A 19,486-nucleotide genomic window follows, 5' to 3' on the forward strand; every position below is an offset into this window, starting at 1 on the left:
TCAAGTAATTTTTACAGAATAATATGCTTAATATTAATAACCTCATCAATTGTTGGTATGGAGGTAATTGCTCCAATTTTAGTACAAACTAGTGCTCCGACTTTATTACTCATAGTTGTGATTTCTTTCATTTTAGAAAAATCATTTAATATTAGTTCAGGTTCCGTTTCCTTAGCTAGTTGAAACAACATCGCACCGACAAAAGCATCCCCTGCGCCAGTTGAATCAATAGAATTCACATTGATACTTGGAATTATTTCTTCCTGATTTCCGTTTGAAATTAGAGTTCCATCTTTTCCTAATGTAACTGCTAAAGCTTTAACACCTAAATTGTGGAAAAACTCCACACCTTTTGATATGTTCTTTTCACTAGAGATAATACTTAATTCTTCATCGCTCACTTTGACAAAATTAGCAATAGATAAACATTTTTTGACAAGGTTTACAAATTCATTTTGGTGGCCGCCCCAGAGATCTTTTCGGAAATTAGGATCGAAGGATATTAGCTTTCCTTCTTCCTGAGCAAACTTCATTGTGTTTAAATAAGTTGATTGGAATGGATCACTTAATAAAGCGGTAGCAGATCCAAAATGAAGGATTGATGCATTTTTCAATTTCTCATAATTTATCTCATCATCTAATAAAAAGGCATCCGCTCCACGATTAAAAACGAAGTCTCTTTCACCATTTTCCTTTAAAGAAACAAATGCAAGTGTGGTTGGATAATTCTTATCTAATTGCAACATGGATGTATCAACTTTTTCTGAATCTAGCGTATTTTTAAGAAAGTGGCCAAAAGGATCATTGCCTACCTTTCCGGCAAATAACGCATTACCACCTAATCTAGCAATTGTTGCACACACATTTGCAGGTGCTCCTCCCGCTTGTTTCTCAAAGTTACTACCATTTAATAGATCATTCCCTATATCTGTACAGTAAAAGTCTATTAATAATTCTCCGATACAAATAACTGATGAGTTGTGATTCATATTTTCATCTCCTTCTTTCTGTAAAAAAAAGAGGGAAACAAGTAATTAACTGCTTCCCCCTTATCTTTTAGGGCACTGATATATAACTGTTTTTTACTATTATTTTTCCCTCAGAGGCAAACAAAGAAACTCTTTCACAAGGACGATCTGGATAGACTAAACTAGTCAAAGCATATTCCCCTTCATTTACAAGTAGTTCAATAGAGGAAGAGTCAATTATCGTACGTAATTGTACTTTTTCTAAATTATTTATGTTGACGACCTGTTTATTTACAAACATATCTGAGAATTGCACATTGCCTGATGCATGTCTATCTAATATTAATTTATTTTCATTTACATCAAAAGTGACTGTTGTATATTGATTTTCAGTATGTTGCAAAGTAAAACCATAGGTAGAGGCATCTATATTCTCAATATTTAATAGAATATCTACGTAGTCCCCTTCTGCTTCAACATGTATTGTTTGGTTTGTTATTTCCTCATTTATTTCCTTGCGTTCAGAAAAATAAGCATCTAATTCTTTAACAAGGTTTTGGATAACCTTATATCCCTTATTTGTTTTTCGAAGGGTGAGTGTTCGAGGAAGAGTCATTTGACTTCTCCAACCTTCTGTAGGGACTTGGTTTGCATAGCGCCAATTACTCATCCACCCTAAATAAATTTGTCGGCCATCTTCTATAGGAATATCTGAAAAACTCACACCTGCATAATTATCCCTTCCAAAATCTAACCATCTAATATCATCATGCTCAGGTAAAAATGTTGAACCATCAAACGTCCCGATAAAATATTGCGTTCGTGATCCCTCATCAAGTTTTGGATTATCTCCAATACTCACAAATAGAACCCATTTTTCTTCATTAGTATTTTCTATTTTCAATTTGAACAGATCAGGACATTCCCAAACTCCGTCATGGGAGCCATTATTATCTCCAAATTCACTTTCAAATTTCCAATCAATTAAATTGGGTGAAGAATAAAAGGATATAGTTAGACCCGTCGCTAACACCATGATCCATTTTTCACTATCTTGGTGCCAAATCACTTTAGGATCTCTAAAATCTACTTTTGATTCATGACCAAGAACAGGATTTCCTTCATACTTAATCCAAGTTCTTCCTTGATCATGACTATAGGCTAAACTTTGAGTTTGAACTGCTGGCTTCCCTTTAGTCTCATCTTTATGGTGAGTAAAAATAGCAACAATCCCAGGTTCATCTGGAAAAAAACCAGTTGAATTATTCCAATCTACAACGGCACTTCCGGAAAAAATAGTACCATGTTCATCGGGATAGAGCGCAATATCCAAGTTCTCCCATTTAATTAAATCCTTACTGACAGCGTGTCCCCAATGCATAGGCCCCCATATACTATCATTAGGATTATGTTGATAGAATAAATGATATTCATCTTTAAAATAAACCATACCATTTGGATCATTCATCCAATTTTTTTCAGGAGCAAAGTGAAGCTTGGGTCTATATTTTTCTAAATCAATCATTGTCAATCTACTAACCTCCCTTATTTTGAGCGATCGTAGCCAGCTTGTTTGATTTCTAACCACTCTTTAAAACCTAAACGATCAAGTTCCTCTAAATAATCTTCCCATTCATCTTCTACTTTTCCATTTGTAATCCATTCTGCTCTTTTTCGATTAATATAAGGATAAAAGTCAGCTTCAATCTTAGAAAGTTTATCTAGTTCATCCTTATTAAAAAATACTCTTGGATAAATATTATCAGCTGACATATAAGGAACCATCACTTTCTTCATCAGATCCAATCGCCAAGCCGCATCATCAGGTTTTGTAGTTTTTGTGCCATAATAGCTATCTAATATTGCTAAAGGACCGCCTACAGAAGTCTTTTCCCTCAATTCAACAGGCGCCGTGCCCTCTAAAGGAAGATGTTTTAACATTTGGGCACTATCATCCCATTCAAAAATATTTTGAATTTCCTCATCGCCATACGTTCCCCAGTTATCTTGGACGGATTGATGAGGATCATAGAGTTGATCAATCCACTTAGCTGTTAATTCTAAGTTTTTATTTGCACTGGTAATGACCATTCTAGAACGATCAAATCCCATTCCATTAGTTCGTGTCACATTAATATGATCATCTGGACCATATAAAGGGCGCATTAAATCATATGTGTCATCCATACCCGTAATATTTCCTTTATCCCACGTAAAATATAAACCATATCGGCCTTCTTGACCTTTGGCAACATACGTCGGCCAATCATGTTCAAATGCCTCAATATCAATAAGTCCTTCTTCATATAACTCATTCATAAATTTGATTGCATTTACGTAGCCTTCATCAGCAGCCGTTAGCTTTACTTCTCCATCATTTGTTACAACGGTGCGGTCCCAGTTGTCTCCTAATCCAAAAGAGCCAAATAAAAAGCCGGGATCTTGTCCACCATCATTAATGATGAATGACATTGGGATTGTCTGCCCATCACCAGCAGGATCATTTTCTTTAAATGCAATTAACACTTCTTTTAATTCATCAGTAGTTGTCGGCATTTCCAGCCCTAATTCATCGAGCCATTTCACATTTATCCAAGGGAAGTTATCAACAGAGTGAATACTTTCTTTGCCTTCCCCTAATTCCTCAATCCATGGGAATGAGTATATGTTTCCATCCGGAGCCGTCATCATAGCTCTATACTGAGGTGCTTCATCGAGTACTTTTTGTAAATTTGGCATGTACTTATCAATCAAATCATTTAGTGGAATGATTGCTTCGTCTTTTGCATAGTTCAATAATTCATAATCACTGAATCCAGCATTCATAATAGCATCTGGCATTTCACCAGTAGCCATAGCCAAATTCCTTCTTTCACCAAATGTATCGCCTACAAAGTTTAACCAATCGATATGAACACCTGTTTTTTCTTCTAAACGTTCAAAGATCAACTTCTCATTAGGATTATCAGGTGCTAAAGGAGAACTAGACGTCATGATTTTCAATGATACCTTTTCTTCTAGCGGAAATTTAATGTTCGATAAACCATAATCATCAGACCATGTTTGTTCGGATTTTTTACCACATCCCACTAACATTAAAATACTTACTAACAAAATTGTAGAAATTACCTTAATTGTCTTTTTCAATTTTAAGCCCTCATTTAAATTTATTTTAATGAACCAACCATTACACCTTTCTCAAAATACTTTTGGAAGAAAGGATACATAATTAATAATGGAAGACTTGCTATAACTATGGATGAGTATTTAATCATTTCAGCAATCCTTTGCATCTCAGCCCTTGCAAGTTGATCCGCAATCATTCCAGGTTGTACTTCATTTTGGATTAAGATTTCACGGAGAACCAACTGCAACGGATATAGTGAACGATCATCAAGATATATCATAGCTTGGAAATAAGCGTTCCACTGTCCGATGAAAGCAAAAAGAGCGATTACAAAAATAATAGGCTTTGATAATGGTAGAATAATTTTTATAAAAATCATTAAATCTGATGCTCCATCTATCTTTGCCGCCTCTTTTAGCTCGTTTGGCAACCCTTTAAAATATGTTCTAGTCAAAACAATATTCCATACACTAACTGCTCCTGGTAAAATGATCGCCCATGGTGTATTAAGTAAACCTAACGATCTAATAACCAAATATGAAGGAATCATTCCACCGTTAAAAAACATTGTAAAGAGAAAAAAGATGGTGAAGAATTTCTTGCCGACTAAATTGTCAATTGATAATGAATAACCAGCTAAAACTGTAAATGTGATAGACACGAAAGTGAACCCAACTGCATAAAAAATGGAGTTTAAAAAACCCCTTATAATTGAGCCATCTTGAAAAATACGTATATAGCCATCAAGGGTCCAATGGTCAGGATTCAGTGATATACCTTTTGTCAATAAAATATTGGGCTGTAAAAAAGAACCAAGTAATACATACAATAGAGGAACTATAACAACAATCACGATTATGCTTAATAAAATTTTATTGATTAAAAGTATGAATCTATCTGTTTTTGAATTATTAATTATTTGGTTTCTATAATTTTTTTTTCTCAACTTGCTACCTCCTTCCTTAATAAAGGGTCTCTCCTTTCAATTTCTTAACAACCTGGTTTGCAGTGACTAATAGTATTAAACCGATAATCGTATTAAACAAACCAACTGCCGCTCCAAACGACCAATCACCTGCTAATAAACCCCTTTTATAAACATAAGTATCAATAACTTCAGATGTTGGGATATTCCTAACTGTTTGGAGCAAGTATGCCTTTTCAAAACCTACACCCATAATGCCTCCAATGGCTAAAATAAATAATACAGCCATTACGGGTTTAAGAGTTTGGACATCAATGTGCCATATTCTTTGCAAAAGTGATGCGCCATCAATTGTTGCTGCATCATGTAGTTGAGGGTCAGTATTCGAAAGCGCCGCTACATAAACAATTGAAGAAAATCCTGCTCCTTGCCATATACCCGATGCAATAAAAATAGTCCGGAAATATTCTGGATCCGACATAAATGAGATTGGCTTGCCCATAAATGCAGTAATAATTCCATTAATAGGACCAGCAGGTGATAAAAAGATAAAGATCATACCCACTATGACAACCGTCGAAATAAAATTAGGTGCATAAATGATTAATTGAATATTTTTTTTAATACCTGCTCGTCTAACCTGGTTTAACATAATTGCCAAAATAACAGGAACAGGAAATCCAATAATGAGACCATATACACTAAGTTTTATTGTATTTGAAAAGATTTGCAGGAAATTAGGAGAAGTTAGGAAACCGGTAAAATGAGAAAGCCCAGCCCAATCACTCTCCCATATCCCTTTTGTCACACTAAAATCTTGAAATGCGATTAGCACTCCGTACATCGGCACATAATTAAAGATAAAGACTGATATAACTGCGGGTGCTAGAAACAGATATAATATATAATTATTTTTGAAATACTGTAAGAAGCTTTGCTTTTTCTTATTTTTTTTTGCAATTATATTAGTTTTATCTGATGCAGAGCCCAATGCCTTTTCCATGAATTTTCCTCCTTCATTGATTCTGTATGTCTATTTAGTTAGTTTTTTTGTTATCTACCTGCTTTCAAACAAAGTAATGAAACGTATTAGTTACAAACACGTTACCTGTAAAATAATATAGCAGATGATTTTACAGAACTATTTCAATATTATTGGGTCAACACGTTTAATATTTTTGGTATCTATAGTGCAACAAATAAAAAAATCTTTTTAATGCTTTGTAAAGCATTAAAAAGATTCGATTTTAATAATGAAATATTATGTTAGAAATTAGTAAAATCCTAAATTAATTTTAATTCCAATTTCTCTTTATTTAGGGCTTCGATATTTTCGAGATACTAGAATCAATTTTCTTTACAGCTTCCTCGGCTGATTTTTTTACATCTTTGTTTCCAATTCCCACGTCCTCAAACAATACTTTTATTGTCTCACTTATTACCGGATATACAGGAGAAACTGGCCTGTTTTTCGAGAACTTTTGTGATTGTTGTAGAAAGATATTTTTGGGGTACTCATTTAATTCTGGAAATTCTTTAGCAACTGATTGCCTTGCAGGAAGGTCTCCTGTAAAACTAACGTAAGTTTTTACCCCTTCATAACTTGTAATGTATTTAACAAATTTCCATGCTTCTTCAGGATACTTAGTTTTGGCGGATATTCCTAAAGCCCAACCCCCATTAGGGGCTAATTGCTTAACTCCTTTTGGTAAGGGAGCAACATCAAAATCTTCACCTAAAATAAAATCTGGATAATTTTTTTTCAAGTCTTCTAAAACCCAAGAGCCAAGAACAGTCATTGCAAGTTGTCCTGTTTCAAATGACTCCGGAGGTAATTCTACTTCCGCTATATTATACTTATTATATAATTCTTGGTAAAACTGTAGTGCCTTCAGAGATTCAAGGGAATCTAAATATCCTTTTGCCGTTAATCCATCAGGACTTAATACATCCCCACCAAACTGCCACAACAATGGAATTTTAAAATAGGCAGGACCTTCGCCATCACCAAAACCTTGGGCTGGATCAATAGCATAAATTCCTTCATCAGGATTATGTAATTGCTTGGCTATTTCTAACACTTCATCCCACGTCATAGGGTTATTCGGATCTTTAGAGGGTAAAGGGATACCCGCCTCTTTAAATATTTTTTTGTTATAAAATAAGGCAATACTAGATTCTACGATTGGAGCAAGATAAATTTCGTTATTAAAGCTCATACCGCTAATTGTTGATTTAGGAAAATCAAAAATTCCCCCTTCTTCTTTCATATAATCATTTATAGATAATAATGAACCTGCATTTGCATACAATCCCAAGTTGGGACTATCTATCGTCATAATATCCGGAGGAGATCCCGCAGCAAATTCGGTGCGCAATCTCACTTCATAGTCACCGTAAGGAATAGATTCCATATTAATTTTAATACTCGGATTAGACATTTGAAATTTTGAAACTAATTCTTCATACGCCTTATTTTCCGATTGATTGCCTGAATTCCTCCAAAATGTTAATTCAATTTTTTTTTCAACGCTATCTGTTGTATCCTTTTTCTCTGTCTGCTGACCGAAAAACTGATTAATGAAAATAAAAACAGCACCTATAATACTTATAGAAATCAGTGTTGGAATAATAAGAATAGACCCTTTTTTCATCTACTTTCCTTCTTTCAGTTTTTTACAGATATTCCATATCTCACAACAAATATATTACTTTATCAGTTGATCACGATATTCCACTGGAGTTTGTCCAAATTGTTTTTTAAATACTGTACTAAAATAACCCGAACTTAAGAAACCAACTAAATTTGCTACATCAATTACCTTAAGCTCCCGATCCTCAAGGAACTTTTTTGCTTTCTTCATTCGTAACTCAACAAGATACTCACTAAAATTTTGCCCAACATGACTTTTAAATATCTCAGATAAATAGGAACTATTTATATGAAAAGTCTTCGATAATAAAGTTAATGAAATTTCATTTGCATAATGGACATCCAAATAATGTTGTATGCTATCAATCATTATCTTTCCGTTAGAAAAACGTGTTAAGCGAATCTTTTCTATTATAATGAGAGCCAATTCAACAAGATAGGCAATTACTTTTTGAGGTGCATCAAGCCCTGAAATACTTTGTTGACAATCCCAAATTGTTTTTTGGATTTCTCTTGTTTCTATGTCATATTTTTTTGTAAAGGAGCTTACAAGAATTAAAACTCTATTAGCAACAAAATAAAATGAAAATATGGATTGATTTTCTACCCCCGTTACTGACTCAAGGGTTGATTTAAACATCTCTATATCTAGACCTTCAATTGCAATCGTCAATTTCTTTTCAATATCTTCAGATATTTGCAATACCTCTTTTTGAAGTTGCTTTTCATCAATTACTTGCGACATAGGTCCCAGCTTACTTTGCCCCCATGAATAAAGACTTGAAATATAACCAGATTTAAAATTAACTAGACCGGTAACAACACTACCTACTCCAATAACCGTTTCCAATTTCAATAAGGTTTTCACCTTTATCTGAAAATCTCTTATAAAATGGGTAACCAAATTTTCTTGTTCTGGTTCAATTATTTGCATAAAATGAACTAGATTTCTGTAACTAGGATTATTAAAGTAATAGGTTCCTGGATAATATGTCGCTAATTCTTTGCATAACATTTGAAAGGGAAGCCATCGACTCTTTAAATAGGAAATATCCTCATTTCCTTCTCTTACCTCTACAGTTAGAAAAATGACATTAATATCATCATTTGCAAGATGATCTAATTGTAACTGCAATAGCCTGTCTTGAATCATATGAAATTCTAACAGTTCACCTGTTGCTATATGAAGAATATATTGTTCTTGTACTTCTTGAATACGACTATTTGCAACCCATCGAATACGGGCAGTCTCTTTTTCTTTTCTTTTCTCTTCCTCAATCTCCATCCGTACTTTTCTTAGCGTCTCCAAAAGTTCGTCTGGGTCAACAGGCTTTAATATATAATCCTTAACCCCTTCCTGCATCGAATGGCGTACATACTCAAATTCAGAGTAACCTGATAATACGATTACCTTTATATCTGGGTAATCCTCATGACAACGCTTAGCCAATTCCATCCCATCCATAACAGGCATTCTAATATCTGTGATCACTATATCTATCTCTTTTGTTTGCAAAAAATCTAATGTTTCTTGCCCATTAAGTGCTTCTCCTACAATTTGAAATCCTTCTTGTTCCCAGTCCACCTTCATTTTTAAGCCTTTAAGAATTTGTATCTCATCATCAGTAATAATTACCTTCAACATCTGTATCATCCTCTTTTAAATGAATACATAAAATAACTTTTGTTCCAATACCTTTTTTTGTTTCAATCTGGTAGAAAAAATTTTGACCATAGTAGATCATTAATCGTCCAATTACATTCTTCAAGCCAATACTACTTCCTTTACTCTCTAATACATTATTTGATTCATTATTTTGGCCATGTTTTGGTAAGTTTTTAATGACTTCGTCGGACATCCCAATTCCTTTATCTTCTACAATAATAAAGACTTTATCTTTAACTTTTTGAATACTTATATAAATTTCAGCAATATTCTTCTCTAGAAAACTATATTTCACTGCATTTTCAACTAGGGGCTGTAATATAAACTTAATGATTGGGAATTGACTCGCATTCTGATCTTCTTCTATTTTTATTATTATATTATTTTCATACCGAAGTTTTAGTATATCGGTGTAACTTCGAATATAGTTTAGTTCTTCTCCTAATGGAGCAAGATTACGTTTTGTATCTAAGGAATATCTCATCATTCGTCCCAAATAAACGCTAATCTTCATTACTTCTTTATTTTTACCTTGAGCAGCTAATCCACCAACAATTTCAAGAGTATTATTAAGAAAGTGAGGGTTTATCTGAAGCAATAGAGCTTTGTATTCCGCATCTTTACGCCTAATATTTGATTCATACTCGGTTTCAATGAGTTTTTTTAATTGGTCAATGGTATGGGCAAACACCTTTATCAAGTAATCAACCTCATAATCATGGGATTTAATAGTTGACATATATTTTTTTGCGTCTGAAAAGTCCCCACGTTCAATATAACTCATTCCCTTTGTGAGTTTCTCCAAAGGACCTGTTATATTTGATGATAGTAAAAAAGAAGAAATTATAGTCAAAAGAAAAACCATAGCACTAATAAACAGTAAGTTGCGTTTTAAATGATTTACTTTCGAAAATAAATCTGATTCTTTTACCTCACTAATCAGAACCCAGTTTCCTATAGGTAACTTTTGAAAAAAAATAAAGTAATTATCCTTATCATAAGATGTTTCTGTTAAGCCGCCTTTTTGATCAGGGTTATTTAATATTTTGAATAAGGCTTGGCTAAGCACTTTGTTAGGTGTATTTATTTTTCCATGTAAAACATTAGACCCTTGACTATCAATCAAATATGCGTTTCCTTTATTCCCAACTGAAATGTTATTAATTGCTGATTCAAACAATGAGGAAGGGAAATTCACCTTAATAATACCGCTCTCAATTAATGTATTTATGTTGAAAAGCGGGATAATAAAACTATTAATATAAGGACCGCTTGAAGATTTGTGCTCCTTATGAGATTTAGGAAATGATTGTTCATTTTTCAGATAATCTATATACCAATCTGCTATATAAGGTTCTTTATTTTGCAAATCTATCAAGTCTTTATTTAAAAACACTGAAATATACATATTATATGAGTTATTTATCCTAATGCTAGAAAGAAAAGTATTCAGTTTATTTTTCATTAATAATTTTTCTTCTTTAGATACGTTACTACCCTCTGCTTCCATTTTGATCCAATCCTGAGTTGTTTGATTATAAAGGACTTGCTTACCAATATCTTGTGCTTGTGCAGTGATTGACTCCACATAAAAAGAATACTGTTCCATCTTTTCTATTGTTAATTGTTGAGTCTGGTCTTTAATATAGGACATAAACCAAGCAGGAATGATTAAAGATAAAATAACAAACGGAATTGTTAATAGACAAGTAAATATAATTAAAAAGCGATTCCTTAGTGAATATAGCATATTATCTCCTCCTAAAAGGGAAGGCATTTTTACTTATAAGCCAACAATTATCTTTTATAGCTCACCATATGATTAAATAGCGACCATGACAAAAATAGTATTTTTCAAGTTAAATTATATACTCACAATCACATATATTATAAATTATTTATTATATTTACAATGGTCATTTTTTTCTTCAATTAAAATTACTGTTTTAAAAAAATTCCTTCTTGTCGAATAAAAGTACACTAAATCATTTTCCGTTCACCTTTAGTACTTTCCATAAGGTTTGATTATTTAAAACGCTCATCTGGCATATGATGAGTTAAACGTGAAATAAATTCTTACACGTCTACTTTTCCTATACTTTTTTTACCGAAAGAACTTCTTCTCTTAGGTTCGCCCTAAAACAAGCAAAGTGATAGGAGCCTATGAAAGTTATCCACAAACTTCCCGATTTATAGTTTACCTTAGTTTCTTGGTAAACGATAAAAAAGAGTGATCGCAGTATATTTCTGCGTATCACTCTATAAATAACTATATATTTACTTCACCTCAGCCGGCCGCTCCTTCGCCTTATCCGCTTCCACGGCATTTTTACTTGAGGCTTCTCGGTCTTGCGCCATTTCTTCAACCGTTTTTACCTTAATGCGTGCAGCCCCTTTATAATCGTCTTTCGTTGGAAGAAGATTGCCTAATGCAAGGCGCTCTTTTGCCTCCGCGATCGCTTTACCGTATTGCGGCAACCACTTTTCCTGGGCCACGAGCATCTCGTCTGTCATTTGCCAAATTTCTTTCGGATTGCAGACTGCACCAGTCAGAGGGTCCATCATCATTGCTTGACGAAGCAGAAGATCATCCCCATGAACGGCAGCTTCCACCGCGAGTCTTTGAACAGAAATACTTACGTTACAAACCGCTGCACAGCCTAATGGCAAATCGCCGACATGTGGCATGTTAATTCCGTTGCGGTCGACATACCCAGGTGCTTCAATGATGGCGTCATCCGGAAGATTGGAAATAACTCCATTATTGACGACGTTGAAGTGCCCGCGGTAAACTCGTCCTGTCTCAAGCCCTTCAATAATCCATGAGCCATGTTCTTCACTGCGGCTCTCCGGTTTGTACTCCATTGGTTTTTCTTTTAACCAATTGGGAAAGTCGGTTTCAAACCAGTTTCTTCCTTCCGTACAGACGCGGAGATATCCACCGGTTTCACCGTTAATCCAAACGCCCAAATCAATCCAGTCATTGATTTCTTCTGGACGTTTCCTGTACCAAGGAACATATTCACTTAAATGACCATTCGATTCTGTACTGTAATAGCCAAATCGTCTAAGCATATCAATACGAACTTTTTCCGTTTGACTAAATTCAGGGTGGCTTTCAAACGCTTCCAGGATTTTTCCCGTCAAATCTTCTCCATTATGTTTAACACTGATATACCATGTTTGATGATTAATTCCTGCACAAATGATATCTACTTCTTCTTTTTTCAAACCAAGAGCCGTCGCGATTTGCCAATGTCCGCCTTGTACACCGTGGCAAAGGCCGATCGTCCTTACCCCGCCGTATTTATTGCAAGCCCATGTCATCATCGCCATTGGATTCGCATAATTGAGCAGCAACACATTCGGATCCGCTACTTCGCGTATATCCTTGCAAATATCTAACATTGCCGCAATTCCACGCTGCCCATACATAATTCCACCTGCACACAATGTATCACCTACACATTGGTCAACACCGTATTTTAATGGAATATCGACATCCGTTTGGAACGCTTCAAGTCCCCCGATGCGCACAACCGAAAAAATGTATTTTGCGTCTTTAAACGCTTCTCTGCGATCAAGTGTTGGTTGGATTTTAATATTCAGTCCATTTTCGTCAATATCCCTTTGGCAAAGCTGAGTTACCATGTCCAAATTGTGCTCGTTAATATCTGTAAAAGCTACCTCAATATTATGAAATTCAGGCACTGAGAGAAGGTCGCGTAATAGTCCCCGCGTAAAGCCAATACTACCTGCACCAATGAAAGCTACTTTAAATGACATTAGGCATATCTCCTTTTCATAAAAATAAGACTCTTTCATCATAACAATCATTCAATTCAAAATATTGCAGGATTATAACTTTTTTAACGGTCGTAATGTTTAAAATCTTAACTTCCTACGTTCTATACTTTTCTATTTGACTTGAGAAATTTCTTCTAAAATCAATAGGTGTCATCCTCGTATATCTTTTAAAAAGTTGACTAAAATATTGACTGCTATTGATCCCAACATATTGCGAGATTTCAATAATAGGAATGTCTGTATGAGTTAAAAGTGCCTTCGCCTTCTCCATTCGCAATGTAGATAAATATTCCATAATCGTGCATTTCATGATTTTTTTAAAAATCCTATGTAGGTAACCAGGGTGCAAATTGACTTCACGCCCGATGTCTTCCAGTTTCAAATCGCAGTCATAATTATGGTGAAGAAATTCAATCGCTTGGTTGACATATGCATTCGCTTGCTGATTTCCCTTTTTGATTTCGCTATCTTCAACAGCCATCCTCGCAATCTGGATAAGTAGTTGAGATAAAAGCAGCTGAACCATCATCTGCTTTTCTTCTTTTTTATCACTTTCAAGAACAAGATTTTTAAGAGTATGATAGATCTCGTTCGGATCCTTTAATACGATATAAGGAATATTCATGTTTAAAAAATCGGATAAAGCTGTGTCTTCAAGAGCCACTTCTTTAATGGATGGAAAACTCCCGCTCGAATTTATGAAGGTAAATTCCACGTTTAACATTCTGCACGGTAGGCCTGCAGCAACAATGAGCCGATGAGGTATATTCGAATCCAGCAAAATAAAATCGCCCTTTTTTAAAGAAATTGCTTCCGATAATGTTTCTACAATGCATTCTCCATTAATGACATACATGATCTCCACATCTTTATGTGCATGATAATCCATTTCATAATCTTCCCATTGCTTAAAATAGTAAGCATTCACTTTAGGGAAATAGTGTTCTTGTACTAATTCTGGGTGAAAGATGCTGGTGATGGACATGTGCAACCCTCCCTTGATTAGTGTATCTACTATTAGAAAAGACAGGCCCCGGAAGAACCTGCCTTAACATTTTCCTTATTATAACGAACGAAAAATTTGAAATGCCTTATCTGCTAAACCATATAAATGCTCATGGCCGAACTCATGAAATAATAATATTTCTTTTTTTGCCTTTATTTTATTATAGGCTGCATATTGTGTAGATGGTGGACAAACGTTATCTTTAAGTGCTGTCACCCAAAGGGTATTGGCTTTTATTCGGTCAGCTAAATGTTGAATGTCGATATATCCAAGCTTCTCGAAGATATCCTTTTCTCTTAAATGGTTGGGATCGCATACTCTAAAATAGTAGGAGATCTCTTCGTATGCAGAATTACTAATATCCATGTTTTCCCATACACGCTTGTAATCTGATAAAAACGGATAAACTGCAACGAGTTCCTTTATTCTTGGTTCCAATGCCGCACAAACTGTTGCAAGTGCACCACCTTGGGAATAACCGTATGAACCGACTCGATTCGGATCGATGTGGGCCATCGACATTAAGATTCTTGCTGTTTGCACTGTATCTAAAAAGACGTTTCGATAATAAAGACGATCAGGATCTGCATCCTCCAAGCCACGAATAATATGTCCTCTTATCGTCGGACCTTGTACTTGCAAATTGTCCTCCGATAAGCCTCCTTGCCCCCGGCAATCCATCGCTAAAACGGTAATGCCTTCTGCAGCAAAGGAGATTTTATCCATCCATTCTCCGCTGCTGCCGGAATATCCATGAAAAATAACTAAACCGGGTCCATTTTGCATCACATTTTTCGGTTTGACGTATTTGCAATGTACCCTTGCACCGCCTACACCCGTAAAATATAAATGATAACAATCCGCAATATTGGACTGAAAATCAGCAGGAACAAGCTCATATTGAAGCGGCAGCTCGTCCAGTTCAGCGAGACCTCGTCCCCAATATTGCTCGTGGTCGGATGGTTTCGGGTTTTTCCCCATATACGTTTCTAATTCATGTATCGGCATATCTATATGCATATCTTTTGCCTCCATCTATATATTGTTATTGTATGCTAGGTGCATTCCTGCCCTACTCCTTAATAAGCAATCGCAAATCCTTAATTCTACTCTCTTCCACATCACGCTCACCATATCTTACCTGCTCATATGCATCCCGCAATTCCTCAGCTGTTGTTTTTTCATTCACCAAGGTCTTTAATATCTCTATTGTTTCCCGAGGAGTTTTCGAGGGCTTGAATTCCGCCTCTTTTTTATTTTGCTTTAAAAATTGTTTATATACATACCGGACCTTTTGTTCATTTGTTAAGGAATCCCACCGTGGTTCGCGTTTAAATATTTGCTCAAAAAGTCCTTTTGCTTTTTCTTGTTGCGACTCTTTCCATTCTTTCCAATCAAAGACACTCTCTTTTTCATCTATATATTGCGTTGATTCCGCTAAGTCAGTTGACCTGAAAATGATAGTTTTCAAAAATGCGATGAATTTGCTGATCCATTGCTTTACTAGCATCCTCACCTTTTTTATAAACAAAAGCAGAACTCCAATTGCTAGTGCCGCCAAGACAACATAAAATACATACATGAACAGCATTTCTAAAAACTTCAAAAAGGGATTAGCCTCACCTTTCTCTAATCCGAGCCCCATCTGAGCAGGAGGCTTTGATTCGGGGGCGACAGACTTCCCTTCGTCCGTCCCAACTAGCCATAAAATCATTTGAATCAAACCTTTAAATGCATGAAAAACAGCTTCTTGCACCACTTTTCCATTCGTCAAGAGAAGAATAACAACAGTCGTCAATAGAAGATAAACCCTGTTTTGGTTTTTGATGGCTCGGCTTATAAATGGTTTCTTTTCTTTTGAGAGCGTTGAAGCACGCAATTGCTCGCCGTTCGATATAAAAAGAATCATGATGACTATTGCCGCTCCACATATTGAAATAATAGACAAATAGGATTGGAATTTATCAACATACCGAAAAAGAAGATAGCCGACAAAATAGATGGCAAATCCTCCATACCACATAAAGGATGTAGGGAGTATTGTTTCCCAATTACGGCCCACGTACATCATTCCCCGGTAAATAAAAATAGGATGAATGATTCCTAATAATATGTATGTAAAAATATGCTCACCAAACATAATAGTTGGTATCAGTGCAAATACAAATGCACAAACAGCATATACCCACCATTTTTGCTCAGAAAAAAGCGTTCGAAATAGAACACCAACTATAAACAAACAAAAAAGAACAGGGATCCAAGTCCATAACCTTTCAGGCATAATTAAAATTCCAGCCATTAGAACAAGCGGAAAGAAAAGAAGGTATTCAAATAAACCTTGAATGATAGTAATGATAAATGTTTTCAAAAGTCGTATACCTCCTTATCAATTCGCCTTTTTTAATAAAATGTCAGATTCCAAAGGAAGAACTTCCACAGAATTTCCTTGCGCCTCTAGCTTTTTGATTGTTTCTCTCATTCCATCTGTTACGATCGCTGTAATTAGGAGAATATCCGTTCCTTCCAAATGACGATCTACGTCTTCTTGAAAGAAAAAGTCAAAAAATGTACTTGTCCCTATTTTTACTTTTGCCAGTGTTTCAAATAGATAGTTAAGCTGCTGTTTACTATTTTCAGGTTCAATTCGAATCGGCTTTTTATCCATTTCATCAAAATAGGCATTGCAGCCAAAGCCAGTCTCAATCCCATTTGCAATCGCATATTGGGCAATGGAGGCAGCATAGGAAAGTGCTTCTTCCATCACGGTTTCATCGATAATCGGAATCCGAAAATCTTCTGTTTGATTAAAATTCACATAAATCATTAAGTGATGATCTGCAGAATAATCTTTTTTACTCACTTGAAGACGATTCGTCCGTGCGGTCGCCTTCCAATTAACCGAGTTTAAAGGATCCCCATACGCATAATCACGAACACCCGCCGTCAAAAACGGATCCTCAATAATCCAACGCCTCACGATAATATCTCCTAACCAGCTATGGGCGGGCAACGGAATATGATCCATCGGAACTAAACGAGGATATACAATAATTTCTGCAGCAGATGAGACACTTTTAAACCTTTCACTTATTCCGAATGCATCGCCCGTTGATAAGGACACCGTTTTAAATTGGTAATGCCCTCTTTTCGTACACGTCAAAAACTGTCTTCTCTTCACTTTTTGATAGGGCATTAAACTAAATAACGTTCGGTGGTAATCACCGCTATCGATTTCATTATCAGTGGCGGAATTTCTTTGGAATTGCAGGTTTGCACTTATTTTCGATTCAAGCCGAAGCCACGGAATCGGAAGCAACTTTTTATTGGAAATTTCATCAATCATTTCAATTTTTTCGCCTTCAAAAACTGCTTTTTCATTAAATGACCGCGTATATTCAATTCGCAGTAGACCCCATTTATGGTAGATATACGCTTGAATGCCGACTACCGCAAACGTAATCAAAATAAACCACGCAATATTCATTTACTTCACCGTCAATTCTTCTGCCGGAACCGCCACCTGATCAATGATTTCATCTAATAATAGGTGGGCTTGATTTTCCCGCAGCCTCATCGTATGGGCTAAAATGAGTCGATGCGCTAAAACTGGCTTAGCCATCGCTTTTACATCATCCGGAATGACATAGTCCCTTCCTTTTAATAATGCATATACTTGGACAGCTTTGAGCAGTGCCTGACTTCCCCGCGGGCTGACACCTAATTCAATATGCTCGTGATTTCGTGTTTTATCAATAATTTCCATGATATAGCTCAGCATATCGTCACTTACATATACTTTTGAATACAGTCTTTGCGCGTCAACAATCGCTTCCTTGCTTGCAATCGGCAACAATTCATGAATCGGATTTTTTTCCTTAAACCGTTTTAAAATGGCAATGCCTTCTTCTTTAGAAGGATAGCCTAAGTTTAATTTTAATAAGAAGCGATCGAGCTGAGCTTCCGGCAAAGGAAACGTTCCTTGGCTCTCAAGTGGGTTTTGAGTCGCAATGACGAGAAAAGGCTTTTCTAGTATATGCGTCTCACCATCAATCGTCGTCTGCTGCTCCTCCATACATTCGAGAAGGCTCGACTGCGTTCTAGGAGTAGCCCGATTAATTTCATCGGCAAGAATGATATTCGAAAAAATAGGTCCTGGGCGGAATTCAAATTCTCCTATTTTTTGATTATAAAAATTGATCCCTGTCACATCGGACGGAAGTAAGTCGGGGGTAAACTGGATGCGTTTACAAGAACAAGAAAGCGATTGCGCCAATGACTTCGCCAACAACGTCTTTCCTGTACCCGGCACATCCTCAAGCAGCACATGTCCTGAGGAAATCAACGCTACAAGCAGCTGGTCAATCGTTTCTTCCTTCCCGACAATTACTTGTTGAATATTCTGTTTTACCTGATCGGCAAGATCTTTTATTTTTGATAATTCCATGAAACACGACTCCTTTTCCATACCTGTATTGAGATTATTATACGAAAGTTTTAGATTATTTTAATTATACACTATTTTTTTATTGAATGTGATTCAGGAATAATGATAGATTCAGATAGGCGAAAGATTCGCCGGGACGGCTAATAGATTCGCGCGACGGCTAATAGAGTGCGGCAATCATCTAATAGAATTGCTGATTCGTCTAATAGGAGTCCCAATCATCTAATAGAATCGCTGAATCGTCTAATAAGAGCCCGCTATGATCTAATAGAATCGCCGAATCGTCTAATAAGAGCCCGCTATCATCTAATAGAATCGCCGAATCGTCTAATAGAAGTCACCAATCTTCTAATAGAATCGCCGAATCGTCTAATAGAAGTCACCAATCTTCTAATAGAATCGCCGAATCATCTAGCAGAGCATGCCAGAACAGACCACGAATTAGAAAAGCTTGCATCTACATGCAAGCCCTCAACTAAATAACACCCTTTTTCAATATAATATTCGCGTACAGTTCTTTTTCACTTGTTGCCACGATGGCAAATGCATTTCTCGCCCGCTCGTAAAAGGCGAATCTTTCAACGTATTCAATGGAAATGGTTGACCCGATTGTTTTCTCATATTCCTTCCAAATCGTTGCCTCATATGGGTCGCCGGGTACGACTTCCATTAACGCTACAGGGCGATCAACATATGTATCTAAAGGAAAGAACTGCATTATGGCTTCCAATAATTCTGGTATACCGTGACCGTCGCAGCGAATAAGTCGCTTGGCGTTGCTGGCAGATGGAAAGTTTCCATCCGCCAATACGATTTCATCACCATGGCCCATTTCCATTAACGTTTTCATTAAGTCGGGCGAAAGAATGGCAGGGATCCCTTTTAGCATT

General features: G+C 35.9%; 15 protein-coding genes. All 15 read right to left on the reverse strand.

All coding sequences use genetic code 11. The features are described 5' to 3' along the window. Positions 1-11: 11 nt before the first annotated feature. Complete coding sequence (locus tag NQ185_RS15520; RefSeq protein WP_257582901.1) at positions 12-989, reverse strand: carbohydrate kinase family protein; 978 nt, start codon at positions 987-989, stop codon at positions 12-14. 67 nt (positions 990-1,056) lie between these two features. Next, complete coding sequence (locus tag NQ185_RS15525; protein ID WP_257582947.1) at positions 1,057-2,493, reverse strand: glycoside hydrolase family 32 protein; 1,437 nt, start codon at positions 2,491-2,493, stop codon at positions 1,057-1,059. Positions 2,494-2,513: 20 nt separating this feature from the next. After that, a complete protein-coding gene (locus NQ185_RS15530; protein ID WP_373370820.1) occupies positions 2,514-4,064 on the reverse strand; it encodes an ABC transporter substrate-binding protein in 1,551 nt (516 codons plus the stop codon). Positions 4,065-4,135: 71 nt separating this feature from the next. Then, the gene (locus tag NQ185_RS15535; RefSeq protein ID WP_257582903.1) at positions 4,136-5,041 is read right to left on the reverse strand and encodes a carbohydrate ABC transporter permease; all 906 of its coding nucleotides are present in this window, start codon (positions 5,039-5,041) and stop codon (positions 4,136-4,138) included. Positions 5,042-5,057: 16 nt separating this feature from the next. Beyond that, positions 5,058-6,023: an ABC transporter permease gene (locus NQ185_RS15540; RefSeq protein ID WP_257582904.1), complete on the reverse strand. Its 966-nt coding sequence runs from the start codon at positions 6,021-6,023 to the stop codon at positions 5,058-5,060. Between the two features lie 313 nt (positions 6,024-6,336). Further along, entirely contained in the window at positions 6,337-7,674 is a 1,338-nt protein-coding gene (locus NQ185_RS15545; RefSeq protein ID WP_257582905.1) for an ABC transporter substrate-binding protein, read from the reverse strand. Positions 7,675-7,728: 54 nt separating this feature from the next. Then, complete coding sequence (locus NQ185_RS15550) at positions 7,729-9,318, reverse strand: response regulator transcription factor (RefSeq protein WP_257582906.1); 1,590 nt, start codon at positions 9,316-9,318, stop codon at positions 7,729-7,731. Further along, a complete protein-coding gene (locus NQ185_RS15555; RefSeq protein WP_257582907.1) occupies positions 9,296-11,089 on the reverse strand; it encodes a sensor histidine kinase in 1,794 nt (597 codons plus the stop codon). Before NQ185_RS15555 ends, NQ185_RS15550 begins: the two co-directional genes overlap by 23 nt. Before the next feature lie 527 nt (positions 11,090-11,616). Next, the gene (locus NQ185_RS15560; protein ID WP_257582908.1) at positions 11,617-13,125 is read right to left on the reverse strand and encodes an alpha-glucosidase/alpha-galactosidase; all 1,509 of its coding nucleotides are present in this window, start codon (positions 13,123-13,125) and stop codon (positions 11,617-11,619) included. A gap of 115 nt (positions 13,126-13,240) precedes the next feature. Further along, complete coding sequence (locus NQ185_RS15565) at positions 13,241-14,131, reverse strand: AraC family transcriptional regulator (protein ID WP_257582909.1); 891 nt, start codon at positions 14,129-14,131, stop codon at positions 13,241-13,243. A gap of 78 nt (positions 14,132-14,209) precedes the next feature. Next, positions 14,210-15,172, reverse strand: coding sequence for an acetylxylan esterase (locus NQ185_RS15570; protein ID WP_257582910.1), 963 nt, complete (start codon positions 15,170-15,172; stop codon positions 14,210-14,212). A 52-nt stretch (positions 15,173-15,224) separates the two neighbouring features. After that, entirely contained in the window at positions 15,225-16,520 is a 1,296-nt protein-coding gene (locus NQ185_RS15575) for a DUF4129 domain-containing protein (protein WP_257582911.1), read from the reverse strand. Positions 16,521-16,538: 18 nt separating this feature from the next. Then, complete coding sequence (locus tag NQ185_RS15580; RefSeq protein WP_257582912.1) at positions 16,539-17,636, reverse strand: DUF58 domain-containing protein; 1,098 nt, start codon at positions 17,634-17,636, stop codon at positions 16,539-16,541. Then, positions 17,637-18,596 (reverse strand): AAA family ATPase, encoded by a 960-nt coding sequence (locus NQ185_RS15585; protein ID WP_257582913.1) that lies wholly within the window; start codon positions 18,594-18,596, stop codon positions 17,637-17,639. It lies immediately after the preceding gene. A 475-nt stretch (positions 18,597-19,071) separates the two neighbouring features. Beyond that, a complete protein-coding gene (locus tag NQ185_RS15590) occupies positions 19,072-19,485 on the reverse strand; it encodes an RbsD/FucU family protein (RefSeq protein WP_257582915.1) in 414 nt (137 codons plus the stop codon). Position 19,486: the final 1 nt, after the last annotated feature.

This window comes from Lederbergia panacisoli (assembly GCF_024626525.1).
Classification (GTDB): Bacteria; Bacillota; Bacilli; order Bacillales; family Bacillaceae_C; genus Lederbergia; species Lederbergia panacisoli.